This window comes from Frankia sp. EI5c (assembly GCF_001636565.1).
Classification (GTDB): domain Bacteria; phylum Actinomycetota; class Actinomycetes; order Frankiales; family Frankiaceae; genus Parafrankia.
In genome coordinates, this window is the sequence record NZ_LRTK01000008.1 from 95,501 (window position 1) to 118,792 (window position 23,292).

Below are 23,292 nucleotides of genomic sequence, written 5' to 3' on the forward strand. Positions count from 1 at the left end.
GAGTGCGGGTAGTCGCACTCCCAGGCGATCGACTCGATGCCGATGCGGTGCCGCAGTTGCAGCGACGACGGGTTCGTGATGAAGCAGCCGAGGAAGTTCCGCCGGAACAGGTCGGTGCCGCTCAGCCCGCCGAGGTCCAGCCCGGCCCAGGTCTGGTTGCGCAGGTGCAGGTCCACCCGGTCGAGCAGGAACGGGATCCAGCCGATGCCGCCCTCGGACATCGCCACCCGCAGCTCGGGGAACCTCGTGAAGACCCCGCCGACCATGAGGTCGGTACAGGCGACCGCGGAGAGCTGCGGCGACATGATGATGTGCTGGTCGATCGAGTACTCCTTCGGCCGCCGCAGCAGCTTGAAGGCACCCCCGATGTGCAGGCACATGACCATGTTCGCGTCGACCAGCGCCCGCAGCACCGGATCCCAGTGGTCGGTCGAGAAACTCGGGAGGTCGAGGGCGTAGGGCGTCTCCGGGAAGGTGACCGCCCGGGCACCCTTCGCCGCGAGCCGGCGGATCTCGGCGACCGACGCGTCGACGTCCCAGACCGGCAGGATCGGCAGCGCCAGGATGCGCCCGGGGTACGGGGCCGCCCACTCGTCCAGGTGCCAGTCGTTGTAGGCGGAGACGACCAGGTTGCTCAGGGTCCGGTCGGGGGCGCTCATCAGATGCGTACCCGCGAACCCCACCCAGGTCGGGAACGTCATCCCGGCGAGCTGGCCGTTGGCATCCATGTCCCGGATCCGGGCGTCGATGTCGTAGCAGCCCGGCCGCATCTCGGCGAAGCCGACCGGGTCGTTGCTCCACTCCTCCTTCGGCCAGGACGCCACCGCGTTCAGCCCGGCGGCGCCGAGCTCGGCGCCCTGGAAGATCCAGCGCTCCCGGCCGTCGGCGGTCAGCCCGATCCTGGGCGCCTGGTCGCGCAGCCGCTCGGGGAAATGTCGGTCGAACATGTCCCCCGGCTCGATGACGTGGTCGTCAACGCTCACGAGGATCAGGTCGTTCAGGTCCATGCACGGGCCTCCTCAGGACGCCTCGCCGCTCAGGGTCGTCGTGGCGGGGCAGGGCGGTGCGGCGGTGGGTCGCGGCTGTCCGCGGTGGGTCGCGGTGGGTCGCGGTGGGTCAGGTGACGACACCCGCGTCCTTCAGGCGGATGATCTCCTCCCAGGAGGTGCCGAGCTCGAGGAGGATCTCCTCGGTGCTGGCGCCCGCCTCCGGGCATGGTGCGAGCCGGCCGTGGCCCCCGTCGATCGTCATCGGGGCGGGCACCATCCGGATGGTGGTGCCGTTGGCCGCGGTCAAATCGGACAGGTAACCGTTGGCGATCGCCTGCGGGTCGTCGGCGACCTCCCGCGGGGACTGCAGCGGCGCCCACGGCCCGCCGAAGCCGGTCAGCCGTTCCACCCACTCGGTATAGGGGCGGGCCNGAAACGCCGCCCTGATGAGGGCGACGCATTCCTCATGGTGCTCGGTGCGGGCGTGGTGGTCGTGGAAGCGCGGATCCTCGCGCAGGTGGTCGAGCCCGGTGAGCTCGGTGAACCGCGGCCACCACCGGTCGGACTCGAGCAGCGCGATGACGATCCACCGGTCGTCGGCGGTCTGATAGTAGTCGACGAGCGGGTTGCGGCCGCGGGACTCGCGGCTGTTCTCCCGCTCCAGCGCCTTGGAATAGACGATGTCGCTGGAGATCTGCCACATGGCCGTTCCCATGAGCGAGACCTCGACCCGGGCGCCGGCTCCGGTGCGCTCACGGCGGAACAGTGCGGAGGCCACGCCGGCGACGAGGTTCATCGAACCGAGCTTGTCGCCCATGGCCGGCCGCATTCTGGCCGGTGCCGGGGCGGCGGCCTCGGTGAGGGCGTATCCGATTCCGCTGCGGCACCAGTAGGCGGTCATGTCGTAGCCGCCCTGGTCCGCGTCGTCTCCCAGCGAGCCGTAGCCGAGCCCGGCCGCGTAGACGATGCGCGGGCTGACCGCGCGGACCGACTCGTAGTCCAGGCCGAAGCGCTCCAGCGTCCTGGGCAGCAGGCTGGTCAGGAACACGTCGGAGTCGGCAGCCAGCCGGCGGATGAGCTCCTGCCCCTCCGGGCTGCGCACGTCGATGCCGATACTGCGCTTGCCACCGAAGTTGGTCTGCTCCATCTGCAGGGCCACTCCGCCGATCACGGGGTTCACCCCCGCCACCGAAAGACCACGCTGAATGTCCCCACCGACCGGCCGTTCGATCTTGATCACATCCGCGCCGAACGAGGCCAGCACGGCTGCCGCCGACGGTACGAGGGTCCATTCGGCCAGCTCAAGGACACGAACTCCCTCGAACAGGCTGGCCGGGGAGGTTGTCGACTGATCCGTCACAACGACATCCTACCCAGTATCTTGATGCTTTCCAAGGGGTCGATGGNGGCGCCGCCCCACATCCGGACGGTACGTCCGGATCCCAACGTTCGGCTGCGTAGTATGTGCGCATGACGCTGAGTGGTGCGCGGGGCCGGGTGCTGGACGAGAAGCAGCGTGCCAGCGCAAGCGAAATCTTGGACGCGGCCGCGAAGGCCTTCTCTCAGCGGGGGTACGCGGCCACCTCGATCGACGACGTCGCCGACGTGCTCGGCTGCACCAAGGGGCGGATCTACCATTACTTCCGAACCAAGGGTGACCTGTTCATCGGGATTCACCGACAGTCGGTCGAGTGGGCGTTGGAAGCGGTCGCTCCGGTTGCGGAGCAGGCGGATCTGGAGGCCGCGCAGCGGTTGCGGGAGATGGTGCGCCGGCACGCCATGCATCTGATGGAGAAGGCCGACTACATGCGCCCGGCGCAGCACCACGCGGAGATGAACCTGGCCAGCGAGGGCCGGGACAAGCGCGAGGCGGTACAGCAGATCTTCGAGCTGCGGCGCCAGTTCGAGGCGTACTTCACCGATGTGATGACCGCCGGAATCGCGGCGGGCCAGTTCCGGGACGCCGACCCGAACGTACTGGTGAAGGCGGTGCTGGGCACCACGAACTGGATGAGCGTCTGGTTCCGGGCCGGCGGGCCGACGGACACCCCGGCCGAGCGGGAACGGATCGCCGAGGAACTGGCCGAGTACGCCATGCGCGGCGTCCTGGCCTGAGCCGCGAACGGGCCCCGTCCGCCGAGTGGGCCCGCTCACGCGAGCCGCTCGCGGAGGCTCTGCTTCAGCACCTTGCCGCTGGCGTTGACCGGCAGCTGCTCCACGATCTCCACTCGGCGCGGGACCTTGTAGTTGGCCATCGACGCGCGCGCGTAGGCGATCACCTCGGCCGGCGTGACCGTCATCCCGGTCCGGGGAACGACGAACGCCGCCCCGACCTCGCCGAAGCGCGGGTCCGGCATGCCCACCACCGCGACCCGCTCGACCGGCGGCATGGCGGACAGTGTCTTCTCGACCTCGGCGGGCGCGACGTTGAAACCACCCATGATGTAGATGTCCTTCAGCCGGTCGGTGATCCGCAGGTACCCCTGGCTGTCGCGGACGGCGAGGTCCCCGGTGCGCAGCCAGCCGTCGGCGAAGGCCGCGGCCGTCGCCGCCGGGTCGTCGTAGTAGCCGCTCATGTGTGCGAAGCCGCCCAGCAACAGCTCACCGGGCTCCCCGTCCGGGACGTCGCAGCCGTCCGGGCCGACGATGCGGGTCTCCACCCCGGGCGCCGGGCGGCCCACCGTCCCGTTCACCACCTCGTCCGGGTCGGTGGGGACGGTGAACGTGCCGATCGCGTGGTTCTCCGTCAGCCCGTAGCCGGTCATCACGACCTGGAGCCCGAGCCCGTCCCGCATCCGCTCGACGAGGCGGTCGGGGAACGAGGCCGCGGCCACCGCGGCGACCCGCAGCGAGGACAGGTCACGGTCCGGGCGGTCGGGATGATCGAGCAGCCCGGTGAAGATGGCGGGTGACCCCGGCATGTGCGAGATCCGGAGCCGCTCGATGTCGGCGAGCGCCCGCCCGGCGTCGAAGACCGCCGTGGGCACGGTCGCCGCGCCGGCCAGCAGACTGAGCATCCAGCCGGCCTTGTAGCCGAAGCAGTGGAAGAACGGGGTGGCGACGAGGTGCCGGTCGCCGGGCCCGAGGCCGAAGCCAAGGTTGTAGGCCTCGTAGGCCCGCAGGCTGGCGCCGTGGCGCAACATCACGCCCTTGGGTGACCCGGTGGTACCCGAGGTGAAGATGATGTCACTGAGGTCGTCCGGCCCGAGGCCCTCGACCCGGCGCCGCACCTCGGCGAACTCGGCGGGGCCGCCCAGCGCGAGCAGCTCACGCCACTGCGCGCCGTCGCCCTGGCCGGGCCCCGGGATGCGCACGACCGGGGTACGGGCCGCGGTCTCGGGCGCCGCCTCGGCCAGCATCGCCACGTGGTCGACGCCCAGGAAGTCCTCGACCGCCAGCAGCATCGACGCCTCGGCCCGATCGATGATGTAGGCCGCCTCCCCGCCGCGGAACCGGGTGTTAAGCGGGACGAGCCACCCACCCGCGGCCTGGACGCCCAGCGCGGCGACGATCCAGGACGCCGAGTTCGGCGCCCACAGCGCGACCCGGTCCCCGGGGCGTAACCCGCGGGCGACCAGCCCGGCCGCCAGGCGTTCCATGTCCCGGGCGAGGTCGATGAAGGAGAGGGTGACCTCCCCGTCGAGGACCGCGGCGGCCTCCCCGAAACGCCGGGCCGAGGCGAGCACCAGGCCCGGGACGGAGCGATACCGCTCATCCGCGGTCCGCGCGGCCGCGGCCGGCCGTGGCCGCCCGACCGACTGTGCCGACCCGACCGACTGTGCCGACCTGACGGTCCCTACCTGCCCGCCGGCCCCCGCCGGCCGGGAGCCGGGCGCGGGTCCGGAGCTCTGTGCGGACGTCGCCTTCATCGCATCACCCTCGCTCGAAGAACCTACCCAGTAGTATGTTAGTCCACCGCGAGCCTGACGAAAAGGTCTCCGACCGCGAGCCCCCCGTCAACGGCGGCCTCACAAGGCGCCTGCCAGGGCTTTTATAACCACCTACTCAGTCGTATGCTCGTTCCGGACCTACCGAGGAGGCCCCGGTGCGTTTCGCCCTATCCGAGGAGCAGACGTTCCTTCAGCGGATCACCGACGACGTGAGCACGCAGCTGTTCACCGACTCGGCGATCCGGGACTGCGGCGCCGACGGCACACTGCGTGCGGACGCCTGGAAGAAGCTCGTCGAACTCGATCTCGTGGGCCTGCTGGTGCCCGAGGAGCACGGCGGCGCCGGCGGCTCCGTCACGGACGCCTGTGTGGTCGCCGAGGTGCTCGGCCGGCACATCGCCCCGGTCCCCTACGTCGGGACGGCGATCGCGGCGGCCGCGTTGCTCCGGTTCGCCGACGGGCCGGGGGAGATCCTCGCCGGCCTGGGCGCGGGTGCTCCCTGCTCCGTCCTGCTGGACACCCGGCTCGGTGAGCCCGCCGGCGAGGCGTCGATCGCCTTCGACTGGACCCGCGGTGCCGTCGGGGTCGCCCTGGGCCCTGACGGCACCGCCGCGGTGCACACGCTCACCGACGACGCGCCCGTCGACGACATCGACCCACTGCACCCCCTGCGCCGGGTCCGCCCGGTGCCGGCGACCACCGCCAGCGACGCCACCGAAGGCGCCCGCCGGGCCCGCGCGATCGCCTGGATCNGGGCGGCCGCCTTTCTGACCGGCCTCGCCGAGGGCGCGCTGCGGCAGGCCGTCCACTACGCCTGCCAGCGTGAGCAGTACGGCCGCCCGATCGGCTCCTTCCAGGCGGTGCAGCACCTGTGCGCCGACATGCTGGTGGACGCCGAGACCTCCCGCTCGATCACCTACGGCGCCTCCTGGACGGTCGAGCACGCCCCCATCGACGACGCGGAACGGGCCGCCGCGGCGGCGAAGTCGTACGCGGGCACCGCCGCCGTGCGGGTCTGCGAAACCGGCATCCAGGTGCTCGGCGGCATCGGCGTGACCCAGGAGCACGACGCGCACCTGCGGCTGCGCAGCGCCCATCTCCACAACGCCGCGTTCGGCGGCACCGACGCCCCGCTGGCCCTGCTGGCGAGCCGGGCCCTCGACAACGCCTGAGGACACGACACCCATGGACCTGCGCGACTCCCCCGACGAAGCCCGGTTCCGGACCCGCCTGCGGACCTGGCTCTCCGAGAACGTCCCCACCGAGCCGGAGCCGGCCGCCCTCGCGGAGCGCTGGCCCCACATGCGCGAGTTCCAGCAGCGGATGTACCGCGGCGGCTGGGTCGCGCTGTCGTACCCGCGGGAGGTGGGCGGCCAGGGGCTGGGCCTGATGGAGGAGGCGATCCTCAGCCAGGAGCTCGGCCGGGTGAACGCACCGACGATGCTCCCCCTCGGCCATCTGGGCCGTCCCCTGCTCAGCCACGGCAGCGAGGAGCAGCGCCGCCGGTACCTGCCACCGCTGCTCGCCTCCGACGAGATCTGGTGCCAGGGGTTCTCCGAGCCGCAGGCGGGCTCGGACCTCGCCGCCCTGCGCACCCGCGCCGTGCGCGACGGCGGCGACTGGGTCATCTCCGGGCAGAAGGTGTGGACGAGCTACGGCGTGTTCGCCGATTTCTGCCTGCTGCTCGCCCGGACCGATCCCGAGGCGCGCCGGCACCGCGGCATCTCCGCGTTCGTCGTCCCGCTGCGGTCCCCCGGTGTCACGGTGCGGCCGATCGTCCTGGCCAACGGCGACGAGGAGTTCGCCGAGATCTACCTCGACGAGGTGCGGGTGCCCGACCGCAACATGATCGGGGCGCCGACCGACGGCTGGCGAATCGCGATGGACGTCATCAGCTATGAGCGGGGTGCCGTCGACATCGGGTACCTGTCGAAGTTCGAGCGCTACTTCGCCGAGCTCGCGGACGTCGTCCGACGTTCCACACCCACTCCCGACCGGGCGGTGGTCCGGGCGCTCGGGGAGACCGCGGCGGGCCTCGAAGTGCTGCGGATGCACTGTCTGCGCAGCCTGAGCGAACGTGCCTCCGGCGCGGCGCCCGGACCGGAGACATCCATCGACAAGCTCCTCATGACCAGGGTGGAGCAGTTGCTGATGGCGACCAGCCTCGATCTGCTGACCGACGCGGCCGAGCCCGGCCGGCGCGAGTGGTTCGACCGCTACCTCTACGGCCGCGCGGGCAGCATCTACGGCGGCTCGGCACAGATCCAGCGCAACATCCTCGCCGAGCGGCTGCTTGCCCTGCCGCGCGAACCGCGGGTGTGACGGCCACGATGCCCGACACGTCCGCCAGGCCCGACAGGCCCGACAGGCCCGCCGCCGGCACGCGCGCCGTCGGTCCGCTGCGCGTTCCGCCTCGGGTCACCCCGCTCACCCGGGCGTTCTGGACGGGCGGGGAGCGGCGGGCGCTGCTGCTGGCACGCTGCCAGGCGTGCCGCAGCTGGCTGCACCCCGCCCCGCAGGTGTGCCGGGTCTGCCTGTCCCGCGACGTGGTCACCGAGCAGGCCAGCGGACGCGGCACCGTCGCGTCGTTCACGGTCAACCACCAGCAGTGGAACCCCGCCGGCCAGGTCGAGCCGTATGTGGTCGCGATGGTGGAGCTGGTGGAGCAGCCGGCGCTGCGCCTGATCACCAACATCGTCGGCTGCCCGGTCACGGACGTCCGCATCGGCATGCCGGTCCGGGTCGTCTTCGAGCCGCTGGAGGACGTCTGGCTTCCGCTCTTCGAGCCGGAGCGGCCGGCATGAGCGGCTCCGCACGGAGCCGACGGGAGGACTACGCCGCCCGCGCACCGGCTGCTCCGGTAGGGCGGGGATGACCGTGCCGTCCACACCACCCGGTCTGACGTCCACCACCTGTGGTCGGACGTCGACACCGCCCAGCCTGGAAGGGGTGCCGTCGCGATGACGCGGATTGCCGGTCCGATCGGGGGCCCGCCGAACACCGAGGCCGACCCAGCCCGCGCGGCGGGCACGAGCGACCTGGCCGCGCAGGCCGTCCCGGCGGGGCCGCTGACGGCGTGGTTGAGCCGCCACGCGCCCGAGGTCGCCGTCGGGCCGGGTCCCGTCGAGGTCCACCATCTGTCCGGGGGTCGTTCCAACCTCACCTTCCGGATCGTGGACACCGACGGCCGCTCGTGGGCACTGCGCCGGCCGCCCCTGGGCGGGGTGCTGGCGACCGCGCATGACATGGGCCGGGAGTGGCGCTTCATCGCGGCGCTCGACCCGACCCCGGTCCCGGTGCCGCGGGCGGTCGCGTTCTGCCCGGACGCCGAGGTGATCGGCGCCCCGTTCTACGTCATGGGCTTCGTCGACGGCGTCGTGGCGGGCGACCGCGCTGCCGGCGAGGCGATCCCCGTGGGCGCCCGCCGGGCCGCCGGCCTGGCCTGCGCGGAGACGCTGGCGGCGCTGCACGCGGTCGACCCGCTGGAGGTCGGGCTCGGCGACCTGCGCCGACCCGGCGGCTACCTGGAACGGCAGCTGCGGCGCTGGCACCGCCAGGTGCACGCGTCCGCGCTGCCGGACCTGCGCCTCGTCGACGCCGCCCACAAGCTGCTGGTGGCGGCCATGCCCGCCGACCCCACCCCGGCGATCGTGCACGGTGACTTCCGGCCGGGGAACCTCGCGTTCGGCCGGGACGGCCAGGTCGGGGCCGTCTTCGACTGGGAGCTGGCGAGCCTCGGCGACCCGCTCGCGGACCTCGGCTGGCTGGTCGCGTCCTGGGAGCGGCCGGGTGGCGCCGAGGTGGTGATCACCTCCGGGCCCACCGCGTCGCCGGGCTGGCCCGAGGCGGGTGAGGTGGTCACGCGGTACGCCGAGCTCATCGGCGACAACGAACGGACCGCCCTGCTGGAGTACTTCGTGGCCTTCGCGCTCTGGCGCTCGGCCTGCATCGGCGCGGGTGTCTACACCCGCTACGCCTCCGGGCACATGAGCGCGCCGCCCGCCGAGGCGGCGGAGATCATGCGGGTGCGGCTGCACTCGGTGCGGGCGCAGGCCGGGGCCGCCGTCGCCGCCCTGGGTGGATGAACGGTTCGGTGGCCGCCGGGGCCCGCCCGCCCCGACGGCCACCGAACGGGATCGCCGAACCGGATCGCCGAACCGGATCGTCAGCCGGTGAACTGGCCGCCGTCGACGTAGAGCACCTCGCCGGTGATGAAACTGGAGCGGTCGCCGGCGAGGTAGAGCACCGCCTCGGCCACCTCGTCCGGCGTGCCGGCGCGGCCGGCCGGGATCTGCGCGAGTACCGCGGAGTTGGCGGAGCTCGCGAGAAAGCTCCGGGACATGTTGGTGTCGATCAGGCCGGGGCCCACTGCGTTCACCCGTATCCCGCGGGCCGCGACCAGCCTGGCCACATGCTTCACCAGAGCCTGCGCGCCCGCCTTCGACGCGGTGTAGGCGACGTTGTTGGAGGCGGTGGAGTTCGCCGCGGCGACCGAGGTGATCACGACGATCGAGCCGGGGACCTCGCGGCCCAGCATGCTGGCGACCCCCTTCTGGACCGCCAGCATCGCGCCACGGAGGTTGACGCCGAGGACCTCGGCCCACTCGTCCGGCTTCATTTCGGTGAAGCCTTCGACCAGGCCCGCCTTGGCGTGGCGCGGCCGGCCGCTCCCGCTGCGGTAGCCGGCTTCGGGGATGCCGGCCGCCGCGACGACCACATCGAGACCGCCGAGCTTCGCTTCGGCCACCCGGACGGCCTCGGCGATCACCTCGGGCTCACCCACGTCGCCGAGCACGAACTCGGCCCGCCCGCCCGCGGCGGCCACCTCCGCGACCGCGGCGACCGCGGCGGCCTCGACCACGTCGACCACCACCACCGACGCCCCGCCCGCCGCCAGTTGCCGCACGCAGGCCCGGCCCATGCCGTTGGCACCACCGGTCACCAGCGCGACCCGGCCCTCGAACTCGTTCATCCGCACATCCCTCACCTCGTTCAGGTACCCCGCACATCAACAAACTACTGCGTATGTTTCGGGCTCGACAAGCCCTTTCATAATCTAACCTACGGAGTAGTATGTAGTCCCCGAGAAAGCGAGGACGCCGTGGCCTGGGATTTCTCCACCGAACCCGAGTTCGAGACAAAGCTGACCTGGATGCGCGAGTTCGTCCGCGACGAGATCATTCCGCTGGAAACCCTCGATCTCGACCGCGCCACCTTCGCCCGCATCACCGCACCGCTCAAGGAGCAGGTCCGTGAACAGGGGCTGTGGGCCGCCCATCTGCCGCCGGAGCTGGGCGGCAGCGGTTTCGGCCAGGTCAGGCTGGGGCTCATGCACGAGATCCTCGGGCAGTGCCGGTTCGCTCCCGGCATTTTCGGCAACCAGGCGCCCGACGCGGGCAACGCCGAACTTCTGGCGATCGGCGGATCACCGGAACAGCAGGAACGCTGGATGCACCCACTGCTGCGCGGCGAGCTGCGGTCCTGTTTCTCCATGACCGAGCCGGGAGCTGGCTCCGACCCCACCCTGCTCGCCACAACGGCCGTCCGAGATGGCGACGAATACGTCCTGAACGGGCACAAGTGGTTCTCCACCAACGGCTCACACGCGGACTTCCTGATCGTCATGGCCGTCACCGACCCGGAAGCGCCGCCCGCGCGCCGGGCGTCGATGCTGATCGTGCCGACCGGCACGGCCGGCGTCGAGATCCTGCGGGACATCCCCACTCTCGACCACGCCCCGCTCGGGGCGGACCTGGACAGCGGGCACGCCGAGATCCGCTACCGGGACGTCCGCGTGCCGGCCGAGAACCTCATCGGTGAGCCGGGTGACGGCTTCCGGCTCGCGCAGCAGCGGCTGGGCCCCGGCCGCATCCACCACGCGATGCGCTGGCTCGGGCAGTCCCGGCGCGCCTTCGACATGCTCTGCGAGCGGGCCGTCTCGCGGCACACCCACGGCTCGGCGCTGGCCGACAAGCAGATGGTGCAGGAGTGGGTCGCGATGTCCGCGGCGGAGATGCGGGCGGCCCGGCTGCTCACGCTGCACGCCGCCTGGACGATGGACCAGGTCGGGGCCTCCCGCGCCCGCGTCGAGATCGGGATGATCAAGTACTGGGGGGCCCGGGTCCTGCACGACGTCATCGACCGGGCCATCCAGGTCCATGGGTCGTTGGGGTTCTCGGCCGACCTGCCACTGGAGTACATGTACCGCGCGGCGCGCGGCGCGCGGATGCTGGACGGGCCGGACGAGGTCCACAAGGTGACCGTCGCGCGGCGGATCCTGCGCGGCTACACACCGCGGGAGGTGCCGACCGAGCACGTGCCGACCCGCGCGGCGGCCGCGCGCGAGAAGTTCGCCGCCTACCTGGACGCGGCCGTCGCCGACGCCTGACACCCGCCCGCCGCCCGCCGCTGCCGCCTACCGCTCGATGGCAGGCGGCAGGTGCAGCCGCATGCCGACCCGGTGGCAGGCGGTCAGTCGTCGCCGGTGTGCGCGCGGGCGAGCCGCAGGCCCTCCGCGCTCGTCGGCGCGGAGGCCGTCCACCCGCAGGTGCACCCCACCGCGTACGCCCCCGGCCCGCGGACCACCGACTGCCCGTCACACCGGCCGGTCAGTGTCGCGACCGCGTTCATGAACTCGGCGGGTGTCTCGTGCAGGGAGTTGTCGTCGTCCTGGCCGGGCTGCCCGGGCTGCCCGGGCTGCCCGGGCTGGGTCCGTCCGCTCACGGGAGCCGCTCCCCCGGCACCGGCGGAACATGCGGGAACAGCTCCTCGAAGGTGCCCACCGTGATCCGGTCCCGCACGGCGATGTCCGCCCCGTCGAAGAGGCCGGCCAGCGTCTTCTGGGTGTGGCCGAACGTCCCCTCGATGTGCGGGTAGTCGCTCCCCCAGCACACGTTGTTCCAGCCCATCGCGCTCATGGCGGCGACGGCGCTGCTGTCGTGCTGGAACGAGGCGTAGACCTGGCTGAACAGGAACTCGCTCGGCAGCCTGGACAGCCGCGGCCGCACCGCGGAGGAGTGCTGGCGGTAGCCCTCGTCCATCCGGTCGGCGAGGAACGGGCCCCAGGTGGCGCCGCCTTCGGAGATCATCACCCGCAGGCCCGGGTGCCGGTCCAGCGCGCCCGAGGTGATCATCTGGGCGGCGATCCGCTGGCCCCCGAAGCTCGTCTCGAAGTAGTTCAGCACCGCCCCGCCGGGCCCGCGGTGGTACTGGCCGTTGATCACGCCCGCGTCGTGCGCCTCGGTGCCGATGTGCACCGCCATCACCAGGCCGGTCTCCTCCAGGGCCGCCCACAGCGGCTCCCACTCGTCCTGGTTGAACCGCGGCTGCGACGGCGGCGGCTCCACCGGGAAGAACGCGGCCCTGAACCCCATCTCGTGGGTGCGGCGCACCTCGGCGACGGCGTCGGGGATCGACAGCAGCGGCAGGTGGGCGGTGCAGACGAAGCGGGGCGAGACGGCCTGGAACTCCATCGCCCAGTCGTTGATGACCCGGACACCCTCGCGGAGCAGGTCGGGATCGGTCAGCGAGGATGTCCACATGCTGATCGACGGATAGATCAGCTCCGCCCAGATGCCCTCCCTGTCGAGGTCCTTGAGCCGCTGCACGGGGTCGAACGCCCCCGGGGCCTTGTCCTGCTGGCTCAGCCCCGACTCGTCGGTCAGCGGCCGGGTCGGCAGCCGGCGCCGGAAGGAGTTGCCGTCGATGTGCAGGGTTTCCCACGCACCGTCGGGGTCCTTCACGCTGCGCGGCATCCGCTCCGCGAGCGCGCGGGGCATGCGCTCGAAGAACAGGTCCGCGGGCTCCAGCAGGTGCGAGTCACCGGAGTTCGCCCAGATCATGGGTGGCACGGTCGGAGCAGTCGGATCGGTCGGAACGGTCACGAGTACCTCCTCAGGCGGCCTGGCGGCCTGGCGGCCGGCGGGCTGGGGCTGACGGGCTGCGGCTGGCGGGCTGCGGCCGAGCTGGCCCGGCCTGCTTCCGGCAGGGCTACCGGGCGACGACGATGCCGCGCTCACGCAGCGCGGAGCGCTGGTCGGCGGGGTACCCCAGACCGGCGAGCACCTGGTCGGTGTGCTGGCCCACGAGGGCGCCCGCGCCCGCGACCGTGGTGGAGCGGGAGAACCGCACCAGGGCTGTCAGCCGCGGGTGGTCGCCGAGCATCGGGTGGTACACGTCGGTGACGAGCTCGGCGCCTCGGCCGAACCGCTCGCTCATCAACGTGCCCTCGACGGTTCCTTCGGCCACCGCGACGCAGACGGCCGCGGTCCCGGCGAGCATCCGCTCCCAGTCCGCGGCAGCGCGCCGGGCCAGGACCGCGCCCAGGGCAGACCCCAGCACCTCGTCGCCGTGACCGCCCGCGGGGCCACTGTCACGACCGTCGGCGCCGCCCCAGCCGCCGCCGCTGCCGCTGCCGCTGCCGCTGCCGCGATCGTCATCGCCGGGATCCGCCGGCAGCGCGGCGAAGTCCGGGAACGCGCGCAGCGCCGCCCAGGCGGCGGGGCTGGTGACGGACAGGAAGACCCATCCCCGGGCGGTCGGGTAAAGCCGGTAGCGGGCCGACAGGCCGTACAGCCGCGGGTCGGGCGCGGGGGTGTCGGCCCGGCCCGGGTAGCGCACGACGTCCTCGCAGTTCAGGTGGGCGGCGAAGTTGAGCATGCTGGTGGACACCTCCTGCCCGCCGGCGCCGCGGGCTCGGGCCACCAGCCCCAGCAGCGTCACCGCGGCGACGGACAGCGCCGACAGGCCGTCGCACTGCGCGAACGAGGCGTTCGTCGCCGCCACGAGGCGCAGCGCCGCCTCCTTGGTGCGCACGATCGACAGCTCCGGCACGGTCGGCGGTATCGTCGCGCCGGCCATCCGCCACGCGATCCCGGCGCCGGCGGCGATCGTCGGCGCATAGGCGGGACGGTGCCCGCACGGCCCGTCGACGCCGTATCCGGGGGCGTTGACGTACACCAGGTCCGGGTTGATCGCCAGCAGGGTGGCGCCGTCCACACCGAGCCGCTCGGCGACCCCCGCCCGGAAGGACTGGATGACGACGTCGGCCTGGCGGGCCAGCTCGTGCACGATGCGGCGCCCCTCCGGGGCAGCCAGGTCGAGCGCGACGCACTCCTTGCCCTGCATCACCTTGATGGCGCCGATCTCGGGGAAACTCGCGAGCGAACGCAGCGGGTCGCCCGCCGGCGGCTCCACCTTGATCACCCGAGCACCCAGGTCGGCGAGGAGGCTCCCGCCGTAGGGGGCGGCGAAGTACATGCCGAGCTCCAGCACCGTCAGCCCGGCAAGCGGAGCCGAGCCCGCCCCGCCTGCCGACGGGTCGCCCGCCGACGGGTCTGCCGCCGGCGGGTCTGCCGTCGGCGGCCCGTCCGCCGGCCGGGGCTCCCACGCGCGCAGGTACGCGGCGTCCGCGTCCAGCCGCGGGGCGGGACGTCCGACCTCGGCCGGGGTGGCCGACATCCGCGCGATCGGGCCGGGCTGCTCGACCAGGCCGAGGTCCGGGTCCTCGACCCGCACGACGTTCCCGTCATGGCGCAGCTGCGGGTGGTCCAGCAGCTCGATCCCCCGGCGGAAGGGCTCCGCCCAGACGTCGGGCCGCTCGTCGAACACGGCGTTCCACTCGGCCGCCGTGCGCGTGCGGACCTGCGCGATCATCCGATCCCACAGCTCGACCCGCCGCCCCGGGTCGTCCACCAGCGGGAGCTGTTCGCCCCAGTCCGGGTCGTCGAACATCCAGCCCAGGCCCAGGGCGTCCATGAAGGCGACGTAGAGGTGCCGGGAGGTCTGCGAGAACTGCAGCCAACGGCCGTCCGCCGACAGCGCGATCAGCAGCCGGTAGATGAGCGCGCTGAGCGGGACTCCGTCCTGCACATGCGGTGCCGGCGTGAACGCGTCCGCGTACCGCGTGGTCAGCAGGTGCAGGAACCAGTTCCAGATGTCGTGCCCGGCGATGCCCCGCAGCAGGCTGGTCTCGACATGCTGGCCGCGGCCGCTGACCTCCCGCTCCAGCAGTGCGGCGAACACGCCCTGCAACGCGGTCTGCGCGGCGCTGAACGAGGCGAACGGGACGGACGCGAAGGCGGGTCCCTCCCGCGGCGCCATCGGCGACAGCATGTGGCTGGCGCCGATGGCCGCCATGACGACCGCGTCGTCGGCGGGCAGCCCGGCGTACGGCCCCGTCCGGCCGAAGCCGGTGATGGACACGTGCACGAGGCGGGGGTTGAGCCTCGCCGTCTCCTCCGGGTCGAGCCCGAGGGCCGCCGCCCGGACCGGCCCGAACGACTCCACCAGGATGTCGGCCGCGGCGATCATCCGCCGGGCCGTCGCGAGATCGGCGGCGGCGTCGAGGTCGAGCGCGATGCTGCGCCGCCCGCGGGCGAGGAACGGGAACGCCGCCGACGCCCGCAGCGGATGCCCGCCCGGCGGCTCGACCAGCGCCACCTCGGCACCGAAGTCGGCGAGGGTCTGCCCGCAGTGCGCTCCGGCGAGCCCGTCGGAGAGGTCGACGACCCGCAGGCCGGCCAGCGCCCGCATCAGCTGGCTCCCGCCGGCGGCCCGGACCGGCGGGTCAGTGCCTCGTAGGCCTCCCGCATCGGCGGGGCGCCGAGCCGCCGCCGCGTTCCGCGCGGCCTCCCGCTCGCGAGAGCGTGCAGCTCCTCCATGTAACCGAAGTCGGGCTCCTCCATCTCGTGCCGCGGCGACTCGGTGTAGATGGCCGCGCTGCGCTGGTTCTTGGCGTCGATGTCGGCCCGCATCACCTCCCGGGACGGCAGTGACACATCACCCGCGAGGTGCAGGGCGATCAGCCTGCTCTGCTCCTCGAAGATGCGGTTGAGGGTCGACAGCGGGTTGAGCATCCCGACGAAGCACAGCCCCGGCCAGTCCGGGCTGAAGATCCGCTTGTAGAGGTCGACGTGGTTGCCCTGGACGGGGACGACATCCGGCGGAATGAACGGCAGCGACACGACATACCCGGTGGCGCCGAACAGGACGTCGAACTCCTCGCTGCTGCCGTCGGCGAAGGTGACCTTCCGGCCGTCGATCGAGGTGATGCCCGGTTTGACCGCCACCCTGTTGTACTCGATGTCGGCGACGATCGACTCCGACAGCGTGGGGTGCGTGCGCCCCTTCGGCGGGCGGATGCCCAGCCGGTTCAGATCACCGTGCGCGGTGTAGACGACCGCCTTGATCATCCGGTTGCGCAGCCAGGCCGGGATCCACCGCCGGCGCAGCGAGATCGCGATGTCGGAGAAGGCGATCCCGAACAGCACCTTGGGCTGGATCACCACACCGGAACGCGCGACGAGCACGGTCCGCGCCGCGACGGAGCAGACGTCGCTGGCGATGTCGACCCCGCTGTTGCCGACCCCGACCACGCAGACCCGCTTGCCGACCAGGTCGTCGGCGAAGCGGTAGGACGACGAGTGCCGGTACTCCCCGCCGAACGCCTGCAGCTGCGGGACGTGGTTGGGCTCGTTGAGGTGCCCCGTGGCCACCAGCACGGCGTCGAACTCGGCCTGCTCGCCGTCCCTGGTGGTCACCACCCAGCGCGGCGGCTCACTCGCCGGGTCGAACGCCGGCTTGACCTGCGCGACCGGTGTCCGGAAGCGGATGCGCTCCGCGACCCCGAAGTGCCGGGCATAAGAGTCCAGGTAACGGGCCATGTCCCGGTGCGTCGGGAAGCGCGGCGTGCGGTCGTCGAAGTCGAAGTCGGAGAAGCGGGTGAACCGGCGTGAGGAGATGATGCTGAGGTTGCGATAGGCCTGCGACCGCCCGTTGTCGTTGTCGTAGACCCACAGCCCGCCGATGTTCGAGCCCGCCTCGTAGACCGTGACGTCGAATCCCGCGGCGATCATGTGCTTGGCGGCGCAGACCCCGCCCGCGCCAGCCCCGATCACCGCGACCCGCCGTGCGGTGTCTCGTTCCGTTCCTGCCGTCACGCGACGACCTCCTCTCCCAGGTATCGCTCGAAGGCATCCGCCTCGGCCAGTTCCGCGGCGGGGCCGGAGAAGGCCAGCGCGCCGCGCAGCAGCACGTGCGCCTGGTCCGCCAGGGCCAGGACCCGGTGCACGTACTGGTCGACGACCAGCAGCGCGACGTCGTCGCCACGCATCCCGGCCAGGAACTCGAAGACGACGTCGACCACCACGGGGGCGAGCCCCAGCGACGGCTCGTCGACGAGGATCAGGCGGGGCTCCCGGGCCACCGCCGCGGACAGCGCGAGCATCTGCTGCTCGCCGCCGCTCATCGTGCCGGCCTGCTGCGACAGCCGGGTGCCGAGAACGGGGAACATCTCGACGGCCCGGCCGACCGCCGCGTCCTCCTGCCCCCGGCGGGCCTGCATCACCAGGTTCTCCCGCACCGTGAGCCCCCGGTAGACCCCGCGGCCCTCGGGCACCAGGCACACGCCCCGGTCGACCCGCCGTTCCGCCGGCTCGCGCGTGACCTCCGCGCCGGCGATCTCGACGCTGCCCGCCATGACCGGCAGCAGCCCGCTGATCACCTTGAGCAGCGTCGACTTGCCGGCCCCGTTGGGTCCGACGACCGCCGTCACCCCGCCCGGCGGCACGGTGAGAGACACGTCCCGCAGCACCGGCGTCGTTCCGTAGCCGGCGCTGACGCCGGTCAGCTGCAGCGCGGGCCCGTCGGGGCTCCCCGCCGAGGCTGCCGCCTTCGAAGTCATCCTTGTCGAGGGAGTCACCGCACGACCTCCGGTTCCGCGGTCGGCACCTCGGACCCGAGATAGGCCGCGCGGACCGACGGCTCCCGGCGAACCTGCTCGGGTGTGCCGTCGAACAGCGGCACCCCGAAGTCGAGGACGTAGACGTGGTCGCAGATGCCCATCACCAGCGCCATGTCGTGTTCGACGAGCAGCACCGCGAGGTCGCGCTCGGCCACCACCCGGGTGAGTGTCCGCGCGAACTCGCGGGTCTCGTGGACGTCGAGCCCGGACGACGGCTCGTCGAGGAGCAGCACGTCGAACTCGCCGGCGAGGCAGCGCGCGAGCTCCACGAGCCTGCGCTGCCCGATGGACAGCGTGCCGGCCTGGAGCTGCGCCAGATGCTCGATGCCGCACTGCCGGATTGCCTCGTCGGCGCGCTGCCGGGCCTCCCGCAGCTGCGCGGGCGGGGCCAGCAGCTGCCCGAGCGGCCGGGCACCGGCCTGCGCGGACTCCCGGCCGAGCGCCACATTCTCCCAGACGGTGAGGGCCTCGCACAGCTGCGCGGTCTGGAACGTGCGGCCGAGCCCCAACCGGCCGCGCCGGTTCGCCGACGCCCCGCTGACGTCGGAGCCGTGCAGCAGGACGCGTCCGGAGCTGGGCCGCAGCAGGCCGCTGCAGGCGTTGAAGGTGGTGGTCTTGCCCGCGCCGTTGGGGCCGATCAGCCCGGTGATCCGCCCCGGCGGCGCGTTGATGGCGGCGCCGTCGACCGCGACATGACCGCCGAACCGCACGACCAACTCGCTCACCGCCAGGCCGGTGCGGCTGCCGGTGCGGCTGCCGCCGGCCGGCTCCGGGCGGGCCGCGCCCGCCGCGGGCAACTGGTTCGTGAGCTGGTCGGTGAGTTGGTCTGTGCGGAGCGGGGCCGGGGACGGTACGGACGTCCGGGCCCGGCCGAGTCGGTCGATCGCGTCCCGCAGGCGGGCCGGGAGCTGGGGCGTCCCGCCGCGCAGCGCCACGTCGAGGGCGAAGACCCCGAAGGCGACGTTCATCCACGCGCTGGCGGACGAGGCCGTCCAGTAGAACGGGATGATGGCCGCCGGAATCGCGATCAGCGCGTACCACGGCTCGCGGCCGGGTGCCAGCGCCAGCACCGCCACCAGGACCAGCGAGTAGAACGACAGGTAGTTCGGGTCGCCGCCGACCGCGACGCTCACCGTAGACCCGTACAGGATCCCGCCGACGCCCGCGATGAACCCGGACAGGCAGAACACGATGAGCCGGGTGACGTTGGTGTTCAGGCCCAGTGTCGCGACCGCGGTCGGTGCCTCCGCCAGACCGCGCAGCAGCCTGCCCAGCCTGGCCCGGTGCAGGCCGACCATCAGCAGGGCGACGGCCACCAGGACGGCGAGCACCACGTAGTAGTAGGCCTCGTCGGACTCGGCGAACCCGGGCCGCGGCATCACCCGTCCGGTCCCCTGCGCCGTGAACATTATTTCCGACGAGTAGAACAGGCGCTCCAGCGCGAGACCGAACCCGAAGGTGGCCAGCGCCAGGAACACGCCCGACAGCCGGATCGCGGGCAGCGCCAGCAGCGCCGCCACCGGCACCACGACGAGCCCGCCGAGCAGGAGCGCGAGCAGCCAGGGCAGGTTCAGCTCGGTCGCGAACTGGGAGAAGGCCACCGCGCCGATGGCACCGAAGGCGGCATGGCACAGCGACACCATGTTCGCCGTCCGGACCAGGATGCCCAGTGACAGCAGCACGATCGCCTGGGTGAGCCCGACGGTGAACGACCCCAGCCCCGTCCCCACCACGGCCGGGAGCACCGCCAGCACGGCCACCACCACGGTGCCGGCGGCGACGCGGACCNGGGCGGGGGCTGTCCAGGTGCGGGGCCGATCGGGCACCGGGGCCGCCGGCGGTGCCAGCCGCCGCCGCGGCAGCACCAGCAGCACGATGATCAGCACTATGAACGGCAACGCGTTCGGCAGCCCGGACAGCGACGGGGTCGACACCACGTAGTGGGTGGTGACGTTGGACAGGACGCCGACCGCGATCCCGCCCACGAAGGTCAGCGCGACGTTGGAGAACGCGCCGAACGCGGCGGCGCCGAATGCCTGCACGACGAGGAAGGTCATCGCGACCGCCTCGATACCGGTCAGCGGCGCCACCGCCACCCCGGAGAACGCGGCCAGGGTCGCACCGACCACCCAGGCCACCCGGCGCACCCGCGCCGGGCTGGTGCCGTGCAGCCGCACCAGGTCGGGATCGTCGACCACGGCCCGCATCGCCACCCCGCTGCGGGTACGGCGCAGCAGCCAGTACAGCGCCGCGACCGCGACCAGCGCCACCGCGACGATGATGAGCTGGTAGTGCGTGATGTTGACGCCGCCGATGGTGACGAGGTCGTCGCCGCCGGGAAGGTACTGCGGTACCCGCAGCGTGTTGTGACCGAACTTCACGGTCGCCAGCCCCTGCACCAGCAGGATCAGACCGATGGTCGCCACGATCTTCAGGCTGGTCGGCCGGCTCGCGAGGCGCCGGGCCAGCTGCTCCAGTCCGAGACCGAGCAGCGGGCCGACGACGCCGACCGCCACCACCAGCGAGACGGCCCACGGCAGCCCGTGCTCGATGTGCAGGTAGTAGAAGACGTAGGCGGCCGCCGCGGCGACCGCGCCGTGCGCGAAATTGAAGATGCCAGAGGTCTGGTAGGTCAGGACCAGGCCGACTCCGGCCAGGCCGTAGACCACACCGACGGTCACACCGCTCACGATGAACGGAAGCAGGCTGTTCACGGGTGCACGCTCCTCATCGGGGCCAGGCCGAAGTCGTCCGGTTTCGTCAGGCGGTCAGGCAGGTGGAGGCGAGGTCACCACTCGCCCCGTTGCCCGCGGTCTTCACCGGCAGCAGCTCCGGGTTGTCGGCACCGGCGGAGTAGCTCGCCAGCCAGAAGCAGGGCACCTTCGCCGCGGCCTGGCCGGCGGTGAAGGTGATCGGCATCGGCAGCAGCCCGTCCAGCGTCTCGTCACTGATCTTCGAGTAGGCGTCGGTGACCGACTGCCGGGTCACGTCGCCGGCCGGCGCACCGAGCGCCTTGCGGAAGAGCTCCAACGCGGTCCAGGTGGCGGTGGAGCCGGAGTCGCGGTAGTCGACGTCGTCGTCGTACTTCGCCATGATGTCCCGGAAGTTCTTCGCCGCCGGGGCGTCGGCCCACCACGGGAAGGCGTTGAGGTTCACGCCGGAGCGGGTGTCGGCCACGGTCTCGTCCGAGGCCTGCGAGAAACCGCTGGAGTTACGTCCGAAATAGCCCTTGTATCCCTGCTGACGGCAGTCCGCCATCACCCGGACGGCAATAGCGGGCTTGACGTTGATGGAGATGAAGTCGGCGCCCTGCTGAATCTGGCTCAGGCACGCCGCGGTGAAGTTCGCGTCCGCCGAGGCGACAGTCGCGAGCCCGGTGTACTCCAGGCTCTGCTTCTCGACGAGTGGCTGGAAGACCTTCTCCGCCTCCCGGCAGGCCGGGACCTCGGCGCAGACGATGACGCCGAACTTCTTCGCCCCCAGCTCCGCGGCCACCGCGACCTGCCCCGCGAGGGTGGTCGGGAAGGTGGTGGTGAGGCTGTAGAAGTTGGGCAGCTTGCTCCAGAGGGTGGTGTCGAAGCCCTGGGCGCCGACGACCGGCACGTTCTTGCCGGCGAGGTACTCGCCGACGGCACCCTCGGCCGAGGTGTCGGCGATCATGACCGCGGAGACGTTCTCATCCTCGACGAAGCGCTTCATCGCCGCGAGCATCACCTGGCCGCTGGCCTTCGAGTCCGCGCTGAGGATCTCGACGGGGTGACCGCCGAGCCCGCCCTGCTCGTTGACCCAGCTCGCCCACGCCTTCGCGACGCCGACGGACGCCTTGGCCGTGTCGGCGGTGTCGCCGGTCAGTGGGACAGCCATCCCGATCTTCACCGGAGTGCCCGTGAGGCCCGCGGCGGCGGCCGAGTCGGACGAGTCATCCGACCCACACGCGGTGAACATGAACGCACCCATGGTCAAAGCCATGGCGGCGCCCGTCCACCGTAACCCTCTTCTCATCTTCGGCATTTCCTTTCGCAACGGTGAGGAATTCTGGATCCCGCCGGCACCGACTGCCGCGGGTTGTTCTGAGAACTGCCTCTGATTCCGGCCCACCGGGACTCCGTCCGCGACACAAAGATCTAACCTACGAGGTAGGATGTACAAAATCATACGGAGTAGTACGCGAAGTCAAGGGGGAATTTCCGGCGCCTCCCGGCCCCTGGCTTCTCAGCCCGGCACGGCAAACCGCGGGATCGTCGTGGTCGCGTCCACGTCGTCCCACCACACCTCGACCGGCATGCCGATACCGACGGTCTCCGGGTCGACGCCGACCAGATCTGACATCAGCCGTACCCCGGTGACACCGTCGAGTTCGACGACGGCGATCGCGTAGGGCCGCTCCACCTGGCGGACGACGGTGTAGGTGAACACCTTCCCGGTCCCGGGTAGCGGGCTCCAGACGACGTCCTGCGCATCGCACTCCCAGCAGTACGGCCCGGGCGGTACCGGGCGCGGGGTGCCGCAGTCCACACACAGCGCGACGACCAGCACGTGCCGCCGCGCCGCGGCCCAGAACGGCTCCGTCCACCGGTCCGGATGCAGCGTGCTGGCCGGTCCGCCCGCCGGGCGACCGGTCCGATCCGGCTCCTGCTCGCCCATCAGGCCCCGCTTCCGCTTCCGGCTCCGGCTCCGGCTCCGGCGAGAAATCTGTCGAGGGTGCGGGCGATCCAGCCCGGGTCCTCGTAGTGCATGAAGTGCCCCAGGTCCAGCTCCTCGTAATGCCCGTTCGGGAGTGACCGGGCCATCTGCCGCCCCTGTTCCGGGTCAAGCAGGAAGCTCTTCGTCGCCCGCAGCACGAGCGCGGGGGCGGTGACCGCGCGCAGCCCCGCCCACATGGCGTCGACCTCGCTGAGCCCGGCCCGGCCGAGCAGCCAGTACACCTCCGGGTCGCCCCGGGGAACCAGCAGCCCAGCCCAGTTGCGCCGATACAGCGACCGGGCCCTGATCCGCAGCTGTTCCTCGGCGAAGTCCGGGTGCTCGGCCAGTAGCGCGGCCAGCAGTTTCTCCTCCGAGGCGAAGCCCGCGGCCTGCTTCGCGGAACCCTGCGCGCGGGCCTGCAGGGCGGCCGCGCGGCTCACCTCGGGACCGGTGTCGAGCAGGACGAGGCTGGCCAGCCGCTCCCCCAGCAGTGGCGCGAGGACCATGGCCACCCGCGCCCCGAGCGAGTGCCCGACGACATCCACCCGCTCGACACCCAGCTCGTCGAGGAGCCCGCGGGCGTCGGCCGCGTAGTCGCGCAGCCAGTACCCGTCCCGGCTCCAGTCGCTGCGGCCGTGACCCCGGTGGTCGGGGCACAGTGCCCGGTCGACCGCGCCGAGCGCGGTCACCACCGGCCGCCACGCATCGCCGTGGGCACCCAGGCCGTGCAGCATCAGCACTGTCCGGCCCGGCCCACTCCGGCCAGGTCCGACCCCACCCTGCCCGGCTCCACTTTGCCCGGCTCCACCCTGCCCGGCTCCACCCTGCCCGGCCCCTCCCGGCCCGGTGTCGGAAGCCGGATCCCGGCGCGCGTCCGCGAGGTGCAGGCGCAGCGGGCCGACCCGCACGTCCCGGTCCTCGAACCGCCACCCCGCGCCGCCCGCCGACGTCCCGGCCGGGTCGGAGCTGCCCGCGCCCGGCGTCACCG

The 23,292-nt window shown here is 72.3% G+C and carries 18 protein-coding genes and 4 pseudogenes; 7 read left to right on the top strand and 15 right to left on the bottom strand.

Features of this window, described 5'->3' with window-relative positions:
* The 3 genes and pseudogenes from UG55_RS06790 to UG55_RS46780 all read right to left on the bottom strand — a co-directional run.
* Nucleotides 1-1,007, bottom strand: a pseudogene (locus UG55_RS06790) (amidohydrolase family protein); the annotation flags it as partial.
* Nucleotides 1,008-1,116: 109 nt separating this feature from the next.
* The coding region (locus UG55_RS46775; protein ID WP_396230821.1) for a CoA transferase at nucleotides 1,117-1,420 on the bottom strand (304 nt) is incomplete at its 5' end.
* A 1-nt stretch (nucleotide 1,421) separates the two neighbouring features.
* Nucleotides 1,422-2,349: pseudogene (locus tag UG55_RS46780) on the bottom strand (CaiB/BaiF CoA transferase family protein); the annotation flags it as partial.
* A 110-nt stretch (nucleotides 2,350-2,459) separates the two neighbouring features.
* On the opposite strand from UG55_RS46780, the gene UG55_RS06800 reads away from it, so the two are divergent.
* Complete coding sequence (locus UG55_RS06800) at nucleotides 2,460-3,104, top strand: TetR/AcrR family transcriptional regulator (protein WP_083986493.1); 645 nt, start codon at nucleotides 2,460-2,462, stop codon at nucleotides 3,102-3,104.
* A gap of 35 nt (nucleotides 3,105-3,139) precedes the next feature.
* On the opposite strand, the gene UG55_RS06805 is transcribed toward UG55_RS06800, so the two are convergent.
* Nucleotides 3,140-4,858: an AMP-binding protein gene (locus tag UG55_RS06805; protein ID WP_083986494.1), complete on the bottom strand. Its 1,719-nt coding sequence runs from the start codon at nucleotides 4,856-4,858 to the stop codon at nucleotides 3,140-3,142.
* A gap of 176 nt (nucleotides 4,859-5,034) precedes the next feature.
* Here UG55_RS06805 and UG55_RS29850 point away from each other — a divergent pair.
* From UG55_RS29850 to UG55_RS06825, 5 genes and pseudogenes are all read left to right on the top strand, one after another.
* Nucleotides 5,035-5,631: acyl-CoA dehydrogenase family protein (locus UG55_RS29850; protein ID WP_206779349.1), on the top strand; the 597-nt coding region annotated here is incomplete at its 3' end.
* Nucleotide 5,632: 1 nt separating this feature from the next.
* A pseudogene (locus UG55_RS46785) lies at nucleotides 5,633-6,051 on the top strand (acyl-CoA dehydrogenase family protein); the annotation flags it as partial.
* Between the two features lie 13 nt (nucleotides 6,052-6,064).
* Entirely contained in the window at nucleotides 6,065-7,201 is a 1,137-nt protein-coding gene (locus tag UG55_RS06815; RefSeq protein WP_066064402.1) for an acyl-CoA dehydrogenase family protein, read from the top strand.
* Nucleotides 7,202-7,209: 8 nt separating this feature from the next.
* Complete coding sequence (locus UG55_RS06820) at nucleotides 7,210-7,683, top strand: Zn-ribbon domain-containing OB-fold protein (protein WP_083986524.1); 474 nt, start codon at nucleotides 7,210-7,212, stop codon at nucleotides 7,681-7,683.
* 156 nt (nucleotides 7,684-7,839) lie between these two features.
* The gene (locus tag UG55_RS06825; protein WP_083986495.1) at nucleotides 7,840-8,964 is read left to right on the top strand and encodes a phosphotransferase family protein; all 1,125 of its coding nucleotides are present in this window, start codon (nucleotides 7,840-7,842) and stop codon (nucleotides 8,962-8,964) included.
* An 80-nt stretch (nucleotides 8,965-9,044) separates the two neighbouring features.
* Here the strand turns inward: UG55_RS06825 and UG55_RS06830 are convergent, their stop codons facing one another.
* Complete coding sequence (locus UG55_RS06830; RefSeq protein WP_066064732.1) at nucleotides 9,045-9,851, bottom strand: SDR family NAD(P)-dependent oxidoreductase; 807 nt, start codon at nucleotides 9,849-9,851, stop codon at nucleotides 9,045-9,047.
* Nucleotides 9,852-9,980: 129 nt separating this feature from the next.
* Between UG55_RS06830 and UG55_RS06835 the strand changes: the two genes are divergently transcribed.
* A complete protein-coding gene (locus tag UG55_RS06835; protein ID WP_066064403.1) occupies nucleotides 9,981-11,267 on the top strand; it encodes an acyl-CoA dehydrogenase family protein in 1,287 nt (428 codons plus the stop codon).
* Nucleotides 11,268-11,350: 83 nt separating this feature from the next.
* On the opposite strand, the gene UG55_RS06840 is transcribed toward UG55_RS06835, so the two are convergent.
* The 10 genes and pseudogenes from UG55_RS06840 to UG55_RS06880 all read right to left on the bottom strand — a co-directional run bounded on the left by UG55_RS06840 (nucleotide 11,351) and on the right by UG55_RS06880 (nucleotide 23,290).
* The gene (locus UG55_RS06840; protein ID WP_066064406.1) at nucleotides 11,351-11,602 is read right to left on the bottom strand and encodes a hypothetical protein; all 252 of its coding nucleotides are present in this window, start codon (nucleotides 11,600-11,602) and stop codon (nucleotides 11,351-11,353) included.
* Nucleotides 11,599-12,720, bottom strand: coding sequence for an amidohydrolase family protein (locus UG55_RS06845; protein WP_066064734.1), 1,122 nt, complete (start codon nucleotides 12,718-12,720; stop codon nucleotides 11,599-11,601). The genes UG55_RS06840 and UG55_RS06845 overlap by 4 nt, the downstream gene beginning before the upstream one ends.
* Nucleotides 12,721-12,868: 148 nt before the next feature.
* Nucleotides 12,869-15,412 carry a CaiB/BaiF CoA-transferase family protein gene (locus tag UG55_RS06850; protein WP_066064410.1) on the bottom strand — a complete coding sequence of 848 codons (2,544 nt, stop codon included), beginning with the start codon at nucleotides 15,410-15,412 and terminating at the stop codon, nucleotides 12,869-12,871.
* Nucleotides 15,412-16,818: an NAD(P)/FAD-dependent oxidoreductase gene (locus UG55_RS06855; protein WP_066064413.1), complete on the bottom strand. Its 1,407-nt coding sequence runs from the start codon at nucleotides 16,816-16,818 to the stop codon at nucleotides 15,412-15,414. The genes UG55_RS06850 and UG55_RS06855 overlap by 1 nt, the downstream gene beginning before the upstream one ends.
* On the bottom strand, nucleotides 16,815-17,561 hold the full coding sequence (locus UG55_RS06860; RefSeq protein ID WP_066064416.1) for an ABC transporter ATP-binding protein: 747 nt from the start codon (nucleotides 17,559-17,561) through the stop codon (nucleotides 16,815-16,817). Before UG55_RS06860 ends, UG55_RS06855 begins: the two co-directional genes overlap by 4 nt.
* A gap of 14 nt (nucleotides 17,562-17,575) precedes the next feature.
* Nucleotides 17,576-19,387, bottom strand: a complete 1,812-nt coding sequence (locus tag UG55_RS33150) for a branched-chain amino acid ABC transporter ATP-binding protein/permease (RefSeq protein ID WP_313954587.1) — start codon at nucleotides 19,385-19,387, stop codon at nucleotides 17,576-17,578.
* 23 nt (nucleotides 19,388-19,410) lie between these two features.
* Nucleotides 19,411-20,335 (bottom strand): annotated as a pseudogene (locus UG55_RS33155) (branched-chain amino acid ABC transporter permease); the annotation flags it as partial.
* A gap of 46 nt (nucleotides 20,336-20,381) precedes the next feature.
* On the bottom strand, nucleotides 20,382-21,590 hold the full coding sequence (locus UG55_RS06870) for an ABC transporter substrate-binding protein (RefSeq protein ID WP_157901499.1): 1,209 nt from the start codon (nucleotides 21,588-21,590) through the stop codon (nucleotides 20,382-20,384).
* Nucleotides 21,591-21,833: 243 nt separating this feature from the next.
* Entirely contained in the window at nucleotides 21,834-22,265 is a 432-nt protein-coding gene (locus UG55_RS06875) for a Zn-ribbon domain-containing OB-fold protein (protein WP_083986498.1), read from the bottom strand.
* Nucleotides 22,265-23,290, bottom strand: a complete 1,026-nt coding sequence (locus tag UG55_RS06880; protein WP_066064425.1) for an alpha/beta fold hydrolase — start codon at nucleotides 23,288-23,290, stop codon at nucleotides 22,265-22,267. The genes UG55_RS06875 and UG55_RS06880 overlap by 1 nt, the downstream gene beginning before the upstream one ends.
* Nucleotides 23,291-23,292: the final 2 nt, after the last annotated feature.